We start from the raw sequence: 17,499 nt of genomic DNA on the forward strand, positions 1-17,499 counted from the left end.
CGAAGGGGCCGCCGAATACCTCGACGGCCCCACACTCAGCCGGCGCGCGGCGTCAGCCCTTCGCGGCCTCCGCCGTACCGTCCGCCTTCGGCGCATCCGCATCCGCGTCCGGCTTCGCATCGGTGTCCGCCTCCGCGGCCTCCGGCGCCCCCGCCTCGGCGTCGTCGTCCGCCTTCTCCGAGGATTCCGGCGCCTCCGGCGCCCCCGGCTCCACGACCTCCTCGCGGCCCGGCCGGACCTTCGCCGAGATCACGATGTACGTCACCGCCAGCACGAACACGATCAGCGCGGTCCACACGTTGAGCCGCAGGCCCAGGATGTGGTGCGCCTCGTCCACGCGCATGTACTCGATCCACGCACGCCCCGCGCAGTACGCCGCGACGTACAGCGCGAACGCCCGTCCGTGGCCGAGCTTGAAGCGGCGGTCGGCCCAGACCACCAGGAGGGCCACGCCCACGCACCAGAGCGACTCGTACAGGAAGGTCGGGTGGTAGGTGCCCGCGACCCGGTTCGGGCCCTCACTGATCTTCAGCGCCCACGGAACGTCGGTCGCCCTGCCGTACAGCTCCTGGTTGAACCAGTTGCCCCAGCGGCCGCACGCCTGGGCGAGGGCGATGCCGGGGGCGAGGGCGTCGGCCCAGGCGGGCAGCGGGATCCCGCGGCGGCGGCAGCCGATCCAGGCACCGACCGCGCCCAGCGCGATCGCACCCCAGATACCGAGGCCGCCCTGCCAGATCTTGAAGGCGTCGACCCAGTCCTCACCGTCGCTGAAGTACAGCTGGTAGTCGGTGATGACGTGGTAGAGCCGGCCGCCGACAAGCCCGAAGGGAACGGCCCAGACGGCGATGTCGGCAACGGTGCCGGCGGTGCCTCCTCGGGCGACCCAGCGCTTGTTGCCGAACCAGACGGCGACGAAGACACCGATGATGATGCAGAACGCGTAGCCGCGGAGCGGGATCGGTCCGAGATCGATCACGCCGGTCGACGGGCTGGGAATGTAGGCAAGGTTCATGGCAGCATCGACGCTACCCTGCCGGGCGGGAGGTAGGACAACCCGCCCGGCAACGTCTGGGTAACGAGCGGGCCGTCGATTCCCCCGGCCGGCCCCATGGACCCCCCGTCCTCGTGCCCTACGGCGTGGCGCCGGCGGTGGCGGGTTTCTTGCCCTTGTTGGCCTCGGCGACCCACTTCTTCAGGTTGGCCACGGTGATCGCCTCGTCACCCTTCTTCGGGAAGATCGACTCCCCGTTGAGCAGGGCCGTCGGCGTGCCCTGGAAGCCGCCCTCGCGGAACGCCTGGTTGGACTTCTCCACCCACGCGTCGTGCTTGCCGTCCTCGACGCAGCCGCGGAATGCGGGGGTGTCCAGCCCGTCGACCTTCTTGGCGAGCTCGATCAGCTTGTCGTTGTCCCCGAAGGCGTCGTCGGTCTCCGCCGGCTGGTTGCTGTACAGCACGTCGTGGTACGCGGAGAACTTGCCGGCGTCCTGCGCGCAGGCGGCCGCGTTGGCCGCCTTGAGGGAGCCGCTGCCGCCCATGTTGCCGTCGATGATCGTGGCGAGGTGGTAGTCGACCTTGATCCGGCCGTCGCGCTCCATCTCGTGGATCGTGTCGCGGAACGCGTTCTCGAACTGGGCGCAGACCGGGCAGCGGAAGTCCTCCCAGATGGTGAGGGTGGACGGTGCCTCGTCCGCGCCGACCCGGATGGCCAGGGCGTCCTTGCCGGTCGCTCCGGACGGGGCGACGGCCGGCCCGGACGCCTTGGACTTGTCGCTCTTGCCGTCGGTGTTCGCCGCGATCACGCCGACGACGGCGGCCAGGCCCAGGACCCCCACCACGGCCGTGGACACGATCAGCGTGCGGCGCCGGCGGTCGCGCGCCTTCGCCTGCTCGCGCTGCTGGATCAGCCGGTCTCGCGCGGCCCTCTTACCCTGTTCGTTCTTCTCGCTCACACCGCGCAAACGACCCGGGGAGGCACTCGCGTGCCTCCCCGGGCCGAGGTCCACCCGTTCGGGTTACCTCAGGTGTCAGCGCTTTCGAACACCTTCGGCAAGCTCGGCCGCCAGTGAACGGACGCCGGCGAGCCCGGCCGCCTCGTCGGGGGCGTCGAGCATCCGCTTGACGAAGGCCGAGCCGACGATGACGCCGTCGGCGAAGCCGGCGACCTCCGCGGCCTGGGCGGCATCGGACACGCCGAGACCGACGCAGACCGGCAGCTCGGTCGTGGCGCGGGTGCGCCGGACCAGGTCCTGGGCCTGCGCGCCGACCGAGGCGCGGGTGCCGGTGACGCCCATCAGGGAGGCGGCGTAGACGAAGCCGGAGCCCGCGTCGGTGATCGTGGCGATCCGCTCGTCCCTGCTGCTGGGCGCGACGACGAAGACGGTGGCCAGGCCGTGCCGCCCCGCGTGCTCGCGCCACAGCGCGGACTCCTGGACCGGCAGGTCGGGCAGGATGCACCCGGCGCCGCCCGCCTCGGCCAGCTCGGCCGTGAACCGCTCGACGCCGTACCGGTCGATCGGATTCCAGTACGTCATGACGAGGATCGGTGCCCCGGTCGCCTCGTGCGCCTCGCGGACCGTGCGCATCACGTCGGCGATCCGCACGCCGCCGCGCAGCGCGATGTCGTCGGCGGTCTGGATGACCGGGCCGTCGAGCACCGGGTCGCTGTGCGGCAGCCCCACCTCGACGACGTCGGCGCCACCCGCCACGACGGCCTTGACGGCCTCGATGCCGCCGTCGACGGTCGGGAAGCCGGCCGGCAGGTACGCGATGAGCGCGGCCCGGTCCTCGGCCCGCGCGGCGGCCAGGGTGGTGTTCAGCAGTTCGATGTTGCCGCTCACAGCGCGTCCCCCTCGATCTCCGCGGCACCGCTGTCGGCGTCCGCCTCGACGGCCGCGTCGGTGTCGTACAGCCCGAAGTAGCGGGCCGCCGTGTCCATGTCCTTGTCGCCGCGCCCGGAGAGGTTGATCAGGATCAGCCCGTCCTTGCCCAGCTCCTTGCCGACCTCCAGCGCCCCGGCCAGCGCGTGCGCGCTCTCGATGGCCGGGATGATGCCCTCGGTACGGGAGAGCAGGCGCAGCGCCTGCATGGCCGCGTCGTCGGTGACGGCGCGGTACTCGCCCCGGCCCACGTCCTTGAGGTAGGCGTGCTCGGGGCCGATGCCCGGGTAGTCCAGACCGGCCGAGATGGAGTACGGCTCGGTGATCTGGCCCTCGTCGTCCTGGAGGACGTAGCTGCGCGAGCCGTGCAGGATGCCGGGCTCGCCCGCGGTCAGGGTCGCCGCGTGCTCGCCGGTCTCCACGCCGTGTCCCGCGGGCTCGCAGCCGATGAGGCGGACCTCCGCGTCGGGCACGAAGGCGTGGAAGAGGCCGATGGCGTTGGAGCCGCCGCCGACGCAGGCCACGGCCGCGTCCGGCAGCCGGCCGGCCCGCTCCAGGATCTGCCGTCTGGCCTCCACACCGATGACGCGGTGGAAGTCGCGGACCATCGCCGGGAAGGGGTGCGGTCCGGCGACCGTACCGAAGAGGTAGTGGGTGCGGTCCACGTTGGCGACCCAGTCGCGGAACGCCTCGTTGATGGCGTCCTTGAGAGTGCGGGAGCCGGACTTCACGGCGATGACCTCGGCGCCCAGCATCCGCATCCGCGCCACGTTCAGCGCCTGCCGCTGGGTGTCGATCTCGCCCATGTAGATGGTGCAGTCGAGGCCGAAGAGAGCGCAGGCGGTCGCGGTGGCGACGCCGTGCTGTCCGGCGCCGGTCTCCGCGATGACGCGGGTCTTGCCCATGCGCCGGGTCAGCAGCGCCTGCCCCAGCACGTTGTTGATCTTGTGCGAGCCGGTGTGGTTCAGGTCCTCGCGCTTGAGGAAGACGCGGGCGCCGCCGGCGTGCTCGGCGAAGCGGGACACCTCGGTGAGGGCGCTGGGCCGTCCGGTGTAGTGGACCATCAGCTCGCCGAGCTCGGCGGCGAACGCGGGGTCGGCCTTGGCCTTCTCGTACTCGACGGCGACCTCGTCCACGGCGGCGACCAGCGCCTCCGGGATGAACTTGCCGCCGTACGCGCCGAAGTAGCCCTCGGCGCTGGGGATCAGACCCTCCGGGTCCGGGATGAAGAAGTCGGAAGACATGCGGAACGTGCTCCTCGTCGTCACAGGGGTGGTTGCACCGTCTGCGCCGTGAGCGGAGCGCCGCCCCGGTTCCGGACCGGGGCGGTTTCGGACACGCGGGACGGCGGCCGGGCTCGCTCTACAGCGCGCGCGTCCTGCGCCATCGCATGCCGTTGACCTGACCGGGCTCCGCGCCGATCACGTACCGCACCCGCCGGCCGTGCACCCGGCGCGCGGGGGCCCGGCAGCCGCGGTGCCACGAGGGCAGCGCGCAGCTCATCGGCTCGGGGTGCGGGAGGGACACGGCCGGGTCAGCCCCGTCCGTGGCGCAGGGCCGGGTGGGCGCCGGCGGCGACGAGGTCGGCGACGGCGGTCCGCGGGTCGCGGCCGGTGACCAGGGACTCGCCGACCAGCACGGCGTCCGCGCCGGCGTTCGCGTAGGCGATCAGGTCGTGCGGGCCGCGGACGCCGGACTCGGCGACCTTGACGATGTGGTCGGGGATCTCGGGGGCGACGCGCTCGAAGGTGAAGCGGTCGACCTTCAGGTCCTTGAGGTTGCGCGCGTTGACGCCGATGATCCGGGCCCCGGCCTTGACGGCCCGCTCGGCCTCGTCCTCGTCGTGCGCCTCGACCAGCGGCGTGAGACCGATGGACTCGGCGCGCTCGATCAGAGAGACCAGGGCCTCCTGCTCGAGGGCGGCGACGATCAGCAGCACGAGGTCGGCGCCGTACGCGCGAGCCTCCCACAGCTGGTACGAGGTGACGATGAAGTCCTTGCGGAGGATCGGGATGTCGACCTTGGCGCGGACGGCCTCCAGGTCGGCCAGCGAGCCGCCGAAGCGGCGCTCCTCGGTGAGGACCGAGATGACGGAGGCCCCGCCGGCCTCGTAGTCCGCGGCGAGCGCGGCCGGGTCGGCGATGGCGGCCAGCGCGCCCTTGGAGGGGCTGGAGCGCTTGACCTCGCAGATGACGGTCACGCCCTCGCCGCGCAGGGCGGCGACGCCGTCCTTGGCGCGGGGGGCACGGGCGGCGCGTTCCTTGAGCTCGTCGAGGCTGACGCGCGTCTGCCGCTCCGCGAGGTCGGCGCGTACGCCCTCGATGATCTCGTCGAGCACACTCACGCGAGCGGCCCCCTTCCGGAACGGTGACAAAAAAACCTGACAGGCCACAGGATCAGCCACTCCGATGTTATCCGCAGGAGGGCGCTGGGCCCGCATCCGGCCGTCGGCTGTCCCACTACCTGGGACTTCACGGGGCGAGCGCGGAGCCGAAAGGAAGGTTCCGGATGACGGTGAAGAGCAGCAGTACGGCGCCGATCGCCCACCAGTGCACCGGCCGCAGCGCGATCCGCAGGGGCTTTCCGCGGACCTCGCGGATCAGCCATACGGTCCACAGCGCGGCGAAGATCGCGTAGCCGGCGACGGCGAGCGCGTTGGCGCCGAAGGCGGCGGCCAGGTCGCCGTGGGCGAAGGCGTGGGCGCTGCGGAGGCCGCCGCAGCCGGGGCAGTAGATGCCCGTGAACCGCAGCAGCGGGCAGACGGGGTAGTGGCCGGGCTGGTTCGGGTCGACGGTGGCGACGTACCCGAAGGCACCGACGACGGCGGCGAGCACACTCACCGGGACGGCGATCCGCCGCAGCCGCGAGGCGCCGGCGGGGGCCGTGGGGAAGAGAGGGGCCCGCACGGGGGCGAAGGGCGGCGGCCCGGGGGCCGGGACCGGGGCGGGGTCCGGGGCCGGAGAGGCGGCGGGGGTTGGCGTTGCGTCCACCCGGTGATTGTCGCCGCTGACGCGGAAAGGCGCAGCCCGGTCCGGGCCGCGCCTTTCCGGCGTACGTGGTGCGGGGGTCAGGAGGTCTGCGCCTGGCCGGCGCGCGCGCGGGCGGCGGTCAGCTCGGCCGACTCCTTCGGCATGCCGAGGCCCGCGGCCTTCATCGCGAGGCCGACGACACCACCGAGCAGGACGACGCCGATGCCGGCCCAGAAGCCGGCCGGGTTGGCCGCGACCATGAAGACGCCCGCGACGCAGAAGCCGATGAAGGCGATGATGACACCGGTCCAGGCGGCCGGGGTGTGTCCGTGGCTGCTGCCCGCCATGAGTTGCTCCTCGTTGGTGTTGCGCTGTTGGAATCGCTCGGGTCGCTGTGCCCACGGCCCGTGCCGCTGTGCCAGCTCACCGTCATTGTCCCGTACGTGCGGGTAGGACGTGAGCTGGGGGTCATGCCTCGCGCGTCGGGTCCTCGCCGCGGTCCAGGGCCTTCCACAGATCCTCCGGCCGGTCGGGGTCGAGCGGGCGGGGGGCCTTGCGGGGGCGGGGGGTGCCGTCGCGCTCGTAGCGCCCGGACATCGTGGGCCACCGGTTGCCGTAGCGCAGGGCGAGCAGCCCGGCGAGCAGGATCAGCAGGCCGCCCGCCGCCGTGACGTACGGCCAGGCGGTGTGGCTGAGGGCCGTGATGGTGGCGGCGCTGTCGCCGCTGGTCTGCGCCGCCTTCTCGTCCAGCGCCCCGCTGTCGGACGCGCCGATGAAGGCACTGAGCGCGGCGCCGAGTCCGCTGAGCGCGAGCAGTCCGGCGACCACGCCCCGGCCGGCGCCGCGTACCGCGAAGACGGCGACGAGGGCGGCCAGGCCGACGATCGCGAGGGCGGCGGGGAGTCCGGTGACGTCCTGCCCGTCGGCGCTCAGCGGGAGGGTGCCGCCGCCGACCGGGGCCTTGCCCTCGGCCCAGGTCTGCCCGGAGGCGAGCAGGACGACGGTCGCGCCGGCCGCCCCGAGGAGCAGGCCGGCGGCCAGGGTGCGGCGGCTCCCCGCGCTGTCGGGCGCGGCGGCGGCTTCGGCACGGGGCTGGGGTACGGGGACGGCACTCACGTACTCCACTATCCCTCACCGGCCCGGAACGCCCCACCGCGCCCCTGGCCTGGAGGCGCTACGGCTCAGGCGCCGCCGAGGCGGTTGGCGGTGTGGACGGCGCGGAGGACGGCCGCCGCCTTGTTGCGGCACTCGGTGTCCTCGGCGACCGGGTCGGAGTCGGCGACGACGCCCGCGCCCGCCTGGACGTACGCGGTGCCGTCGCGGAGCAGGGCGGTGCGGATGGCGATGGCGGTGTCGGAGTCCCCGGCGAAGTCGAGGTAGCCGACGCAGCCCCCGTACAGGCCCCGGCGGGTGGGTTCCAGCTCCTCGATGATCTGGAGGGCGCGGGGCTTGGGGGCGCCGGAGAGGGTGCCGGCGGGGAAGCAGGCGGTGAGCACGTCGAAGGCCGTGCGGCCCTCGGCGACCTTGCCGGTGACGGTGGAGACGATGTGCATCACGTGCGAGTAGCGCTCGATGGACATGAAGTCGACCACCTCGACGCTGCCCGGTTCGCAGACCCGGCCCAGGTCGTTGCGGCCGAGGTCGACCAGCATCAGGTGCTCGGCCCGCTCCTTGGGGTCGGCGAGGAGTTCGTCGGCGAGGGCCTGGTCCTCCTGCGGGGTGGCGCCGCGGTGCCGGGTCCCGGCGATGGGGTGGACCATGGCCCGGCCGTCCTCGACCTTGACCAGGGCCTCGGGGCTGGACCCGGCGACGTCGAAGCCGTCGAACCGGAAGAGGTACATGTACGGCGAGGGGTTGGTGGCGCGCAGCACCCGGTAGACGTCGAGGGCGCTGGCCGTGCACGGGGTCTCGAAGCGCTGGGAGGGCACCACCTGGAAGGCTTCGCCGGCCCGGATGCGCTCCTTCACGTCCTCGACGGCGTCCTGGTACGCCTGGCCGCCCCAGAGCGCGGTGTACGGGGGCAGCTCGGAGGGGGGCAGGGCGGCGGGGGTGTTCTCGACGGGGCGGCGCAGGTCGCGTTCCATCGCGTCGAGCCGGGCGACGGCGTCGGCGTACGCCTCGTCCACGCCGGTGGCCAGGTCGTTGTGGTTGATGGCGTTCGCGATGAGCAGGACGCTGCCGTCCCAGTGGTCCAGGACCGCGAGGTCGGAGGTGAGCAGCATGGTCAGCTCGGGGAGCTTCAGGTCGTCCCCGCCGCTCTCGCCGATCTTCTCCAGACGGCGCACGATGTCGTAGCCGAGGTAGCCGACCATGCCGCCGGTGAAGGGCGGCAGGCCGGACTCCCGGTCGTGCGGGGTGTGCAGGGCCTCGATGGTGGCGCGCAGGGCGTGCAGCGGGTCGCCGTCGACGGGGACGCCGACCGGCGGCGTGCCGAGCCAGTGGGCCTCGCCGTCGCGGGCGGTCAGCGTGGCGGCGCTGCGTACGCCGATGAAGGAGTAGCGCGACCAGGTGCGGCCGTTCTCCGCGGATTCCAGGAGGAAGGTGCCGGTGCGCTCGCCCGCGAGCTTGCGGTAGAGCCCGACGGGGGTGTCGCCGTCCGCGAGGAGGCGGCGGGTGACGGGGATGACGCGCCGGTCGACGGCCAGCTTGCGGAAGGTGTCGAGGTCCATGGCGGCAGACCCTACTGTCCGAGGAAGAGGACGTCGGCGTCGAAGCAGGTGCGGTCGCCGGTGTGGCAGGCGGCGCCGGTCTGGTCGACCTTGACGAGGACGGTGTCGGCGTCGCAGTCGAGGGCGACGGACCTGACCAGCTGGATGTGGCCCGAGGTGTCGCCCTTGACCCAGTACTCCTGGCGGCTGCGGGACCAGTAGGTGCAGCGGCCGGTGGTGAGGGTGCGGTGCAGCGCCTCGTCGTCCATCCAGCCCAGCATCAGTACCTCGCCGGTGTCGTACTGCTGTGCGACGGCCGGGACCAGCCCGTCGGCGCCGCGCTTGAGGCGGGCGGCGATGGCGGGGTCGAGGTCGCTGGCTGTCCGGGGGGTGCCGGGCTGGGGCGTGCTGCTCATGGGCCCATTGTGCCGTGGGGGCGCGGGGTGTCCGGGCGGGCGTCCACTGGGCGGACGGGGGACGGCGGTCGTACGCTGGCGGGCATGTCGACCCATGCGAAGCGCGAACGTCTTCTGCTCGCCGACCTGTTGGAGGCGGCGGGTCCGCAGGCCCCGACCCTGTGCCACGGCTGGACGGCCCGTGATCTCGCGGCCCATGTGGTGGTGCGGGAGCGGCGGCCGGACGCGGCGGCCGGGATCGTCATCGGGCCGCTGAGGAGCCGCCGGGACCGGGTCATGGCCGAGTTCACCGAGAAGCCGTACGAGGAGCTGATCCAGCTCATCCGCACCGGCCCGCCCCGGATGTCCCCGTTCGGCCTGAAGCAGCTGGACGAGGCGGCGAACACGGTGGAGTTCTACATCCACACGGAGGACGTGCGCCGGGCGCAGCCCGACTGGACGCCCCGTGAGCTGGATCCGGTCTTCGCGGACGTGCTGTGGGCGCGTACGGAGAAGGCGGCGCGGGTGCTGGGCCGGAAGGCGCCCGTGGGCCTGGTGCTGCGCCGCCCGGACGGGCAGACCGCGGTGGCGCACCGGGGGACGCCGGTGGTGACGGTGACCGGTGAGCCGGGCGAGCTGCTGCTGTTCGCGTTCGGGCGGCAGGACGCGGCGCGGGTGGAGCTGGAGGGCGAGCCGGAGGCGATCGGCCGGGTGACGACGGCGAAGCTGGGCATGTAGCCGGGGTGCGCCGCGGTCAGCGCGGCAGCTCCGCCCGGCGGAGCGGGGCGAGGACGAGGCCGGCGGCCGCGCCGGCCGCGCACAGGGCGGCGCTGGCGACGAAGACCGGGCCGGTGCCCCAGAGGGCGACGGCGGCACCGGTGACGGGGTAGCTGAGCGGCGCCAGGGCGTGGGTGAAGAGGGTCGAGACCGAGGTGACGCGGCCCAGGTAGGCGGGGTCGGTGACGGTCTGCGTGAGCGCGCCGCACAGCGCCCCGCCGAGGCCGACGAACAGGCCGATGAGGACCGCGACGGTCGCGGCGAGCGGTACGGAGGGCACGTACGCCAGAGCCCCGATGGCGAAGGACCCGACGAGGACGGTCAGGCACATGACCAGTCCGGCCCTCGGTATTCGGCCGCGTACGGCGAGGAGCAGGGCGGAGGCGCCCGCACCGGTGCCGAAGGCGGCGACGACCCAGCCCATGCCGGAGGCGCCCCAGCCGCGCTCGTCGCTGAGCAGGATCAGCCCGAGGTTCAGGGGGCCGACGAAGCCGAGTTCGGTGACGGCGACGACGAGCATCAGGGGCCCGAGGAGCGGGTGGCGGCGGATGTGGCGCAGCCCGTCGGCCAGTTCGCGCCAGGCGGTCCCGGTGGGCGCGGCCGCGGCCGTTTCCGTTGCGGGCAGCGGGGCCATCCGTACGGCCAGCAGGAGCGGGAGCGACACGGCGAAGAGGACTCCGGCCCCGGCGAAGGCGAGGACCGGGCCGCCGAGGGCGACGGCGACGCCGCCGAGCGGGGCGCCGACGACGTTGGCGGTACGGGTGGCGAGGCCGCGCATGCCCTGGACGCGGGCGAGCTGGGAGGCGGCGGTGAGCCGGGGCGGCAGGGCGCCGACGGCGGGCAGGAAGAGGGCGTCGACGGCGCCGAAGACGAGCGCGACGGCGATCAGCATCCACACCGTGGGCGAGGTGAGGAGCAAGGTCCCGGCGAGGCCGAGGATGACCAGGCAGCGGGCGGTGTCGCTGGCGACGACCACGCGGCGCGGGCCGAGCCGGTCGGCGAGCACTCCCCCGCCGAGCAGGAGCACCGCCCGGGGCACGGACCCCGCGGCGAGCACCAGGCCGGTCTGCGAGGCGTTGCCGGTGCGGGCGGCGGCCCAGGCCAGGGCCATGTAGTACACGCTGTCGCCGATCATGGACGCGGTGTACGCGCCGAGCCAGCGCAGGACGTTGCCGTCGCGGTGGGCCGGGCGTCCGGCGTCCTTGCCGACGGGGAGGGTGAGAGTCACGGGGGCGTCCTCTGGGATCGGCGGATCAGGTCCGGAACGGGAAGCCGTACAGGTGCAGCGCGACGTTCTCGCGGTTCTCCGTGTCGCCGGCCTCGTCGCGGACGCGGCCCTGTTCCTCGTACCGCTTGATGAGCGCGTTCATCTCGCGTTCGAGCGCGGCGAGCTCGTCGGCGGTCAGCCGGGCCAGGTATTCGGAACTGAAGGACGCCGTGCGCCACTCCGGGGACCAGTTGCGGTACGCGTCGAGGTGGCGGTGGTACATCTCGACGTGCTGGTCGAAGGAGAGCCGGCTGACGGCGGAGTGCGTCGCGGCCTTCTCGGGCGCGTCGCTGAAGTCCGCGTCGTGGAAGCGCAGTCCCTCCGAAGCGGGCTGCCACCAGCGCTCGCGGCCGTCCCCGCCCTGCCGGTCGGCCTCCTCGATCAGGCCGTGGTCGGCGAGCTTGCGCAGGTGGTAGCTGACGAGCGAGACCGCCTCGTCGACCTGCTCGGCGAGCTGGGAGGCGGTGGCCCGCCGGGAGATGTAGAGGGCCCGGTAGAGCCTCATCCGCAGGGGATGCCCGAATGCCTTGAGGGTGCCGAGGTCGGAGATCCGGCGTGATTCGTCGCGTGCCATGCCACCGAGCGTAGATAGGAAAGAAAAGTTGTGCAATATCTATTGCGAAAGAAAAGCTGCACGTCTGGTCCCGGCCGGCTTCCGGCCGTCACGGGAGCCGAGGTGGGCGAGCAGGAAGCCGGCCGGGATGGTGAGGAGGCCGGGCGTCTGGAGCGGGAACCAGTGGAAGTCGCGGGCCGGGAAGAGCGCGACGGGCGTGCCGGAGAACGCGGGCGAGAACACCATCAGGACCGCGATGAGCGGCAGCGTCCCGTACACCGTCCAGCGCACCCCGCGCGCGGTGAAGCCCGGCCGGAACAGCGCGTACAGCAGGACCGGCGGCAGGACGGAGGCCGCCGCCGCGAACGAGAGCGAGAGCAGGACCTGCGGGTTGCGGTCATGGGTGTACGTGGACGCCCAGACGGCGACCGCGCCGGTCAGGACCACCGCGAGGCGGGCCCGCAGGATCTCGCGCCGTGCGGACCGGCCGGGGCGCCCCGCCGCACGCGCTCCGCGTCGCGCCGCGAAGTCGCGGGCCAGGGACGAGGCTGCGGCGAGGGTGATCCCGGCGACGGCGGCCAGCGTGGTGACGAACACCGCGCAGGCCACGCACGCGAAGAGCAGGCTCTCGCGCGGCCCGCCGGCGCCCGGGTCGAGCGCGCCGGTCACCAGCAGCAGCGCGGTCCCGCCGGCCGGGTCCGCCCCCTGGATGGCCTTGTGCCCGAGCAGGGCGGACGCGCCGAGCCCGGTGACGACGACCCCGGCGCACAGCACGGCCACCGGGACCACCGCCCACACGGTCGCGCGGCGCACCGTCCGGCGGTCGCGCATCGGGTGCAGCCGCATCGTGATGTGCGGCATGCACGCGGCCCCGAGGAGCAGGGTGAGCTGGAAGCCCAGCAGGTCCAGGGTGCCGGCGAGTCCGTGGCCGAACTGGAGCCCGGGGCGGGCGTACGCGCCGCCGGCCCCGCTGCCGCGGCGCGCGGCGTCGAACAGGGCGAACGGGTTCCAGCCGAAGCGGGCGAGCACCAGACCGGCGAGCAGGGTCACCGCCGCCAGGACGACCGCCACCTTGAGGATCTGCACGTACCCGGTGCCCCGCATGCCGCCGACCGCGGAGTAGCAGACCATCAGGGCGCCGCCGGCTACGGTGCAGCTGGTGAGCGCGCCGTCGGGCAGCCCGAACATGGCGGCCATCACCCGCCCGGCGGTGGCGAGCTGGACCAGGAGCAACGGGGCGAGGACCACCAGCGTCGTGATGCCGAGGGCGCGGCGCACGGAGGGGTCGTCGAGCCGGTCCGCGAGGAAGTCCCCGAGCGTGAACACCCCGGCGCGGCGCATCGGTTCGGCCAGGATCCGCATCACCAGGACCAGCGAGACGACCGTGGCCAGGGCGAACAGCACCCCGTCGAACCCGGCCAGCGCGACGGACCCGGTGGTCGAGAGCAGCGTCGCGGCGGACAGGTAGTCCCCCGCGACGGCGAGCCCGCTCCCGGCGGGGCCGAGCGCGGAACCGCCGCCCGCGTAGAAGTGCTCCGGATCGTCCTGGTCGGCGGCGGCCAGCCCGCACAGCAGCAACGAGACGGCGACGAACGCGAGAAACACGACGACCGCGAGCGAGCGGGCGTCGAAGCCGCCGGTCACCGGCGGGGCCCCGGGGTGGTGAGGGGAAACAGGTACGGAGAAGGCATGCGGTTACGGCATCAGCCTCCCGGGCCGGCGTACAGCGGGTCACCCCGGGGCGCGGCGGGGGTACAGGTCGTACGGACGGGGACTGTGCGGGGGCACAAGGCGCCCCCGCACGCCCCGCGCCCCCTCAGTCCGGCAGCAGGCGGCGGGCCGTCAGGGCCAGGGAGACCTCGGTCGCGTCCGAAGGGCGGGTCAGGCAGCGGCCGGTGAGCTGTTCGAAGCGGCGGAGGCGGTTGAGGACGGTGTTGCGGTGGCAGTAGAGGCGGGCGCCCGCCCGGGGCGCCGAGCCGTCCGCGTCGAACCACGCGGTGAGCGTTTCGATGAGCACGTCCCGGTCGGCCGCGTCCAGCCGGTCCAGGGGGCCCAGCACCCGGTCGGCGAGGGCCGCGCCGAGCGCCGGGGACGAGACGACCAGGGCGGCGGGCAGGTGCTCGTCGAGCAGGACGGTCCCGCCGTCCGCCGGGCAGGCCCGCAGCGCCGTGTCCGCGAGGCGCCGGGCGTCCCCGACCGCCGCCAGACCGTCCACCGCCGAGCCGATGCCGGCCCGGGCCCCGGGCGGTACGCGCAGACCGGCGGCCAGGGCGGCGAGGGCGTCCGCCGGGTCCGCGTCGCCGGACCGGCCCAGCGACAGGAGGGCGTACTCCGCCTCGGGCCCCGCGTGCCACACGGCGTCCGTGCCGGCGGGGAGCTCCAGGGGCGGGTGCGCCGTGCCGTGCGGGGAGCGGCGGGCGTCGCGCAGCGCGAGCACCGCGTACCGCCCGTCCTCCGGCAGGCCGAGGGCCGCCGCCGTGTCGGGGAGGTCGGCGATCTGGGCGGTGCCGTCGAGCAGCGCGGCGGTCATCAGGCGGTGCCGGTTCTCCCGGCGCCAGGCGAGGCGGCGTTCCGCCCTGCGGTAGGCGTCGGCGACGACCCCGCAGTGCTCGTCCACGAAGTTCCAGACGTCCGCGGCGACATGGACCAGCAGCCGGATGTCCTCGGGGTGGCGGCGGGCGGTCTCGTCCACCAGGTCCTGCCAGACCATCGCCCCGCCCATCCGGAACGCGTGCAGGACCGCGTCCAGCGGCACCCCCTGCTCGGCCCGCACCTCGCCGATCCGCCGCGATGTGCGGTGCGCGGCCTCCCGGAACTCGCGGGGCTGGATGAGCGAACCGACGTTGTGCCGCAGCGAGTGGTGCACCTCCTGCCAGATCTCCGCCGGGTCGGCCTCGATCGCCGCGCGGTAGGCGGGCTCCCGCTCCCGCAGCGCCTCCACCATCCGGTCCGTCAGCTCCGGGAGCGCCGCCACCAGCACCCGGGCGGCCCGGTGCAGGACGGCGACGGCCTCCCGGTCGGCCAGCGACCGGAAGCGGCGCGGGAGCGGGGCGACGGCCGGCGGCGCGTGCAGCGCCCTGACCCGTGAACGTACGACCTGTGGCATGGCGGCCTCCACCGGGATTCGGCCGGCTCGGTGTACGGCCGGCTCCGGCACGCCCCGCCCGTGGGAGGGCCGCGGGCGCACCGAAAGATCCTGACGCCCGCAGAATGACATACCGCCCAGTCGGTACCTAGAGGTGTGCGGCCTCCTTCTCATCACGGTCCTGCAACCTCGGTAATTTCAGCCGCCGTTGCCCAGCAGCCCGGCCAGCTCCGTCCGGGAACGTACGCCCAGGGCGGCGAACACGTTGCGCAGGTGGTGGTCGACGGTCCGGGTGCTCACCGAGAGCCGCCGTGCGACCTCCCGGTTGGTGGCCCCCTCGGCCACGCACCGGGCGATCCGCGCCTGTTGCGGGGTGAGCGCGGCCAGCGGGGCGGCCGCCCCGGACGGGCCGGGGGCCTCCACCGCCTCGCCGGCGGCCCGCAGTTCGCCGCTCGCCCTGGCCGCCCAGGCCGCTGCCCCGCACCGCTCGAACCCGACCAGGGCGTCCCGCAACGGCTCGCGGGCCTCACGGGTACGGCGGCGCCGGCGCAGCCAGGACCCGAACAGCAGCCGGGTACGGGCCTGTTCGAAGTCGCCGCCGGCCCGGTCGTGATGGGCGAGCGCCTCCCCGTACCGCCCGGCGGCCTCGCCCACGGGCGCCAGCAGGGCCCGGCAGCGGGCCAGTTGGGCGGGGACCTGGGGGTCCGTGGTGCGCGTCGCCCACACGGCGAACTCCGCCACCGCCTCGGCCACCGGCTCCGCTCCCCCGCCCCGGACCACCCGCCCGGCCAGCACGGACGCCTCGACGTAACAGGGCACGGCGAGCATCCGGGTGGCGAAGTGGCCGCGCCGGGGCCCCGGCCGGACGAGCGGGTCGAGCCGCGCCGCCGCCTCCGCCGAGCGCCCGGCCGCCAGATCGGCCCGGGCCAGCGCCCAGGTGGCCAGGGTCTCCGCCTGGACCAGCCCGTGCGGCGCGGCGCCCGCGAGCGCGGCCTCGGCGTGCGCCGCGCACTCCCGCGCCCCGCTCTCCACGGAGGCGGCGAGGGCGAGTACGGCGTGCAGGTGGGCGGCGGCGTTGGGCCGCCCGGTACGGCATGCCTCGCGCAGGCCGTCCAGCGCGTGGGCCCGGGCCCGGGCGTGCCGGCCGGCGCGCAGCTCCGCGTAGGCGAGGTGTTCCAGAGCCTGCGGCAGCAGGGCGCCGGCACCGCTCGCGTGTACGGCGGCGAGGGCGCGGGTCCCGGCCCGGCAGGCGGCGTCGAGGTCGCCGAGCACGAGTCCGGCAGCCCCGGCCCGTAACAGCGCCCCGGGGTCGCGGGCGCCGGAGTCGAGACAGCGGCGCAGCAGCACGTGCCCCGCGCCGATCCGCCCGCGCAGCACGGCGCACATCCCGTCCCGGTAGTGGCTCAGCTCCCGGTCGGCGGCGTCTGTGGGGATGCGGGTCAGCGCGTCGAGGTATCCGAGGGCGTCCCCCGCCGCCCAGGCGGCCTCGGCGGCCCCGAGGAGGGCGTCCCGGGCGCGCCCGGGATCGTGCGGGGCGAGCAGGGCGGCGGCGGTGAGCAGGGCCTCGTGGGCGTCGGGGGCGGGCCCGTCGGCGAGGGTGAGCAGGCCGCGTACGTGAGGGGCGGGACCGTGGCCGGGCGCGGCTCCCGCCCGTGCCAGCGTGGCGCGGGCCCGCCCCGGCTCCCCCGCGAGGCGGTACTGCTCGGCCGCCGCCGCGAACCGGGTGGACCTCGCTGCCTCGTCCGGGGTCAGCGCCGCCGCGTGGGCGAGGGCGGTCGCGCGGTCGGCGTGCGGGCGGGGCGGGGCCGCTGCTGCCTCCAGCGCGGCGGCGAGCGGGGCGTCGGGGCCGGGGGACGCGCAGGCCCGCTGGATCAGGGCGGCGTACCCGGGCGCGAGCAGGCCGGCGAGCAGGGCGTGCGCCGCGCGGCGGCGGTCCGGGGGCGCCCGGTGCAGGAGGGCGCGGCGCAGCAGGGGCTCGCCGAAGTGGACCCGGTCGCCGGCCCGCCGGAGCGCACCGGCCGTGCCGCCCGGCGTGAGCAGGGCCAGGTCGGACGCGGCGGGCGGGACGGCGGCCGACGCGGCGGCGCGGCGTACGAGGGCGAGGTCCGCCCCCGCGCCCTCCGGCTCGTGCGCGTGGGCGGCGGCCGCGATCAGGAGCAGGGTCCGGGTGGCGGTGGGGAGATGGCCGACGCGGTCGGCGTGGGCGGCCAGGACGTCGTCCCCGCCGGGCAACGGGTGCGGCAGCGGGGCCCGCCCGGCGAGCTGGGCCGGGGTGAGGCGGCCGGTGAGGGCGGTGAGCAGTCCGGGGTTCCCGGCCGCCTCCCTGAGCAGTGCCTCCCGCACCGCCGGATCGGCCGGGTCCGCTCCGGTGAGCCGGTCCAGGAGTGCGGAGGCCGCGTCCTCGTCCAGGGGGCCGAGGCGGAGGGCGGGCAGCCCGGCGAGGCCGGCCTCGTCCCCGGCGGCGATCAGCACGGCGGCCCGGCTGCCGGGCCCGAGCCTGCGGGCGGCGAAGGCGAGGGCGGCACGGGAGTCGGGGTCCCAGAGGTGGGCGTCGTCCACGCACACCAGGAGCGGCCGCCCGCCGCCGAGCCGCCGGAGAAGGGCGAGGAGGCCGTCGCGCGGCACCCGGGCGGGGGCGCCGGGTGCGGGCCCCGCCGCGCACAGCAGCGCGTGCAGCCCGCTGTACGGCACCCACCGTTCGTCGGGGGCACCGACGACGTGGAGTACGGGCCCGGCGCCCAGGTCGCGGTACGCCGCGACGGCATGGGCGAGGAGGGCCGTGCGGCCCGAGCCCGGCGGGGCCGTCAGGACCAGCGCGCCGCCGTCGCCGTGGTGGAGGCGCGTCAACAGGGCGTTCGTGGCGGCGAGTTCACCGCTGCGGCCGTACAGCCGGAGCGGACTGTGCACGGTCGTGGGGGGAGTCACGCCG

17 protein-coding genes are annotated in these 17,499 nt (G+C 75.0%); 1 reads left to right on the top strand and 16 read right to left on the bottom strand.

The window, feature by feature from the left end:
• Nucleotides 1–52: 52 nt before the first annotated feature.
• The 11 genes from lgt to hisI form a co-directional block, all read right to left on the bottom strand.
• Nucleotides 53–1,012 carry a prolipoprotein diacylglyceryl transferase gene (lgt, locus tag ABZ565_RS22425; RefSeq protein WP_361029561.1) on the bottom strand — a complete coding sequence of 320 codons (960 nt, stop codon included), beginning with the start codon at nt 1,010–1,012 and terminating at the stop codon, nt 53–55.
• A gap of 118 nt (nt 1,013–1,130) precedes the next feature.
• On the bottom strand, nt 1,131–1,949 hold the full coding sequence (locus tag ABZ565_RS22430; protein WP_361029564.1) for a thioredoxin domain-containing protein: 819 nt from the start codon (nt 1,947–1,949) through the stop codon (nt 1,131–1,133).
• Between the two features lie 75 nt (nt 1,950–2,024).
• A complete protein-coding gene (gene trpA, locus ABZ565_RS22435) occupies nt 2,025–2,837 on the bottom strand; it encodes a tryptophan synthase subunit alpha (RefSeq protein WP_361029567.1) in 813 nt (270 codons plus the stop codon).
• Nucleotides 2,834–4,120 (bottom strand): tryptophan synthase subunit beta, encoded by a 1,287-nt coding sequence (trpB, locus tag ABZ565_RS22440; protein WP_361029571.1) that lies wholly within the window; start codon nt 4,118–4,120, stop codon nt 2,834–2,836. The genes trpA and trpB overlap by 4 nt, the downstream gene beginning before the upstream one ends.
• 118 nt (nt 4,121–4,238) lie before the next feature.
• Nucleotides 4,239–4,403 (bottom strand): hypothetical protein, encoded by a 165-nt coding sequence (locus ABZ565_RS22445; protein ID WP_361029708.1) that lies wholly within the window; start codon nt 4,401–4,403, stop codon nt 4,239–4,241.
• Nucleotides 4,404–4,410: 7 nt separating this feature from the next.
• On the bottom strand, nt 4,411–5,220 hold the full coding sequence (gene trpC / locus ABZ565_RS22450) for an indole-3-glycerol phosphate synthase TrpC (RefSeq protein ID WP_361029574.1): 810 nt from the start codon (nt 5,218–5,220) through the stop codon (nt 4,411–4,413).
• Between the two features lie 127 nt (nt 5,221–5,347).
• Nucleotides 5,348–5,782: a DUF2752 domain-containing protein gene (locus ABZ565_RS22455; RefSeq protein ID WP_361029703.1), complete on the bottom strand. Its 435-nt coding sequence runs from the start codon at nt 5,780–5,782 to the stop codon at nt 5,348–5,350.
• A gap of 161 nt (nt 5,783–5,943) precedes the next feature.
• Complete coding sequence (locus tag ABZ565_RS22460) at nt 5,944–6,192, bottom strand: HGxxPAAW family protein (RefSeq protein ID WP_361029576.1); 249 nt, start codon at nt 6,190–6,192, stop codon at nt 5,944–5,946.
• Between the two features lie 121 nt (nt 6,193–6,313).
• Nucleotides 6,314–6,970, bottom strand: a complete 657-nt coding sequence (locus tag ABZ565_RS22465) for a TIGR02234 family membrane protein (protein WP_361029579.1) — start codon at nt 6,968–6,970, stop codon at nt 6,314–6,316.
• Between the two features lie 56 nt (nt 6,971–7,026).
• On the bottom strand, nt 7,027–8,514 hold the full coding sequence (locus ABZ565_RS22470; RefSeq protein ID WP_361029582.1) for an anthranilate synthase component I: 1,488 nt from the start codon (nt 8,512–8,514) through the stop codon (nt 7,027–7,029).
• Nucleotides 8,515–8,525: 11 nt separating this feature from the next.
• Nucleotides 8,526–8,909, bottom strand: coding sequence for a phosphoribosyl-AMP cyclohydrolase (gene hisI, locus ABZ565_RS22475; protein ID WP_361029584.1), 384 nt, complete (start codon nt 8,907–8,909; stop codon nt 8,526–8,528).
• A gap of 84 nt (nt 8,910–8,993) precedes the next feature.
• On the opposite strand from hisI, the gene ABZ565_RS22480 reads away from it, so the two are divergent.
• Nucleotides 8,994–9,626, top strand: coding sequence for a TIGR03085 family metal-binding protein (locus tag ABZ565_RS22480; protein WP_361029587.1), 633 nt, complete (start codon nt 8,994–8,996; stop codon nt 9,624–9,626).
• A 16-nt stretch (nt 9,627–9,642) separates the two neighbouring features.
• Here the strand turns inward: ABZ565_RS22480 and ABZ565_RS22485 are convergent, their stop codons facing one another.
• From ABZ565_RS22485 to ABZ565_RS22505, 5 genes are all read right to left on the bottom strand, one after another.
• Entirely contained in the window at nt 9,643–10,893 is a 1,251-nt protein-coding gene (locus tag ABZ565_RS22485; protein ID WP_361029590.1) for an MFS transporter, read from the bottom strand.
• Between the two features lie 25 nt (nt 10,894–10,918).
• A complete protein-coding gene (locus ABZ565_RS22490) occupies nt 10,919–11,506 on the bottom strand; it encodes a helix-turn-helix domain-containing protein (RefSeq protein WP_361029593.1) in 588 nt (195 codons plus the stop codon).
• 39 nt (nt 11,507–11,545) lie between these two features.
• Entirely contained in the window at nt 11,546–13,129 is a 1,584-nt protein-coding gene (locus tag ABZ565_RS22495; protein ID WP_361029596.1) for a cation acetate symporter, read from the bottom strand.
• Nucleotides 13,130–13,301: 172 nt separating this feature from the next.
• A complete protein-coding gene (locus ABZ565_RS22500; protein ID WP_361029599.1) occupies nt 13,302–14,591 on the bottom strand; it encodes a helix-turn-helix domain-containing protein in 1,290 nt (429 codons plus the stop codon).
• Between the two features lie 177 nt (nt 14,592–14,768).
• The gene (locus ABZ565_RS22505) at nt 14,769–17,495 is read right to left on the bottom strand and encodes a LuxR C-terminal-related transcriptional regulator (RefSeq protein ID WP_361029602.1); all 2,727 of its coding nucleotides are present in this window, start codon (nt 17,493–17,495) and stop codon (nt 14,769–14,771) included.
• Nucleotides 17,496–17,499 lie beyond the last annotated feature (4 nt).

Origin of the sequence: Streptomyces sp. NPDC016469, assembly GCF_040632905.1 — a bacterium.
Classification (GTDB): domain Bacteria; phylum Actinomycetota; class Actinomycetes; order Streptomycetales; family Streptomycetaceae; genus Streptomyces.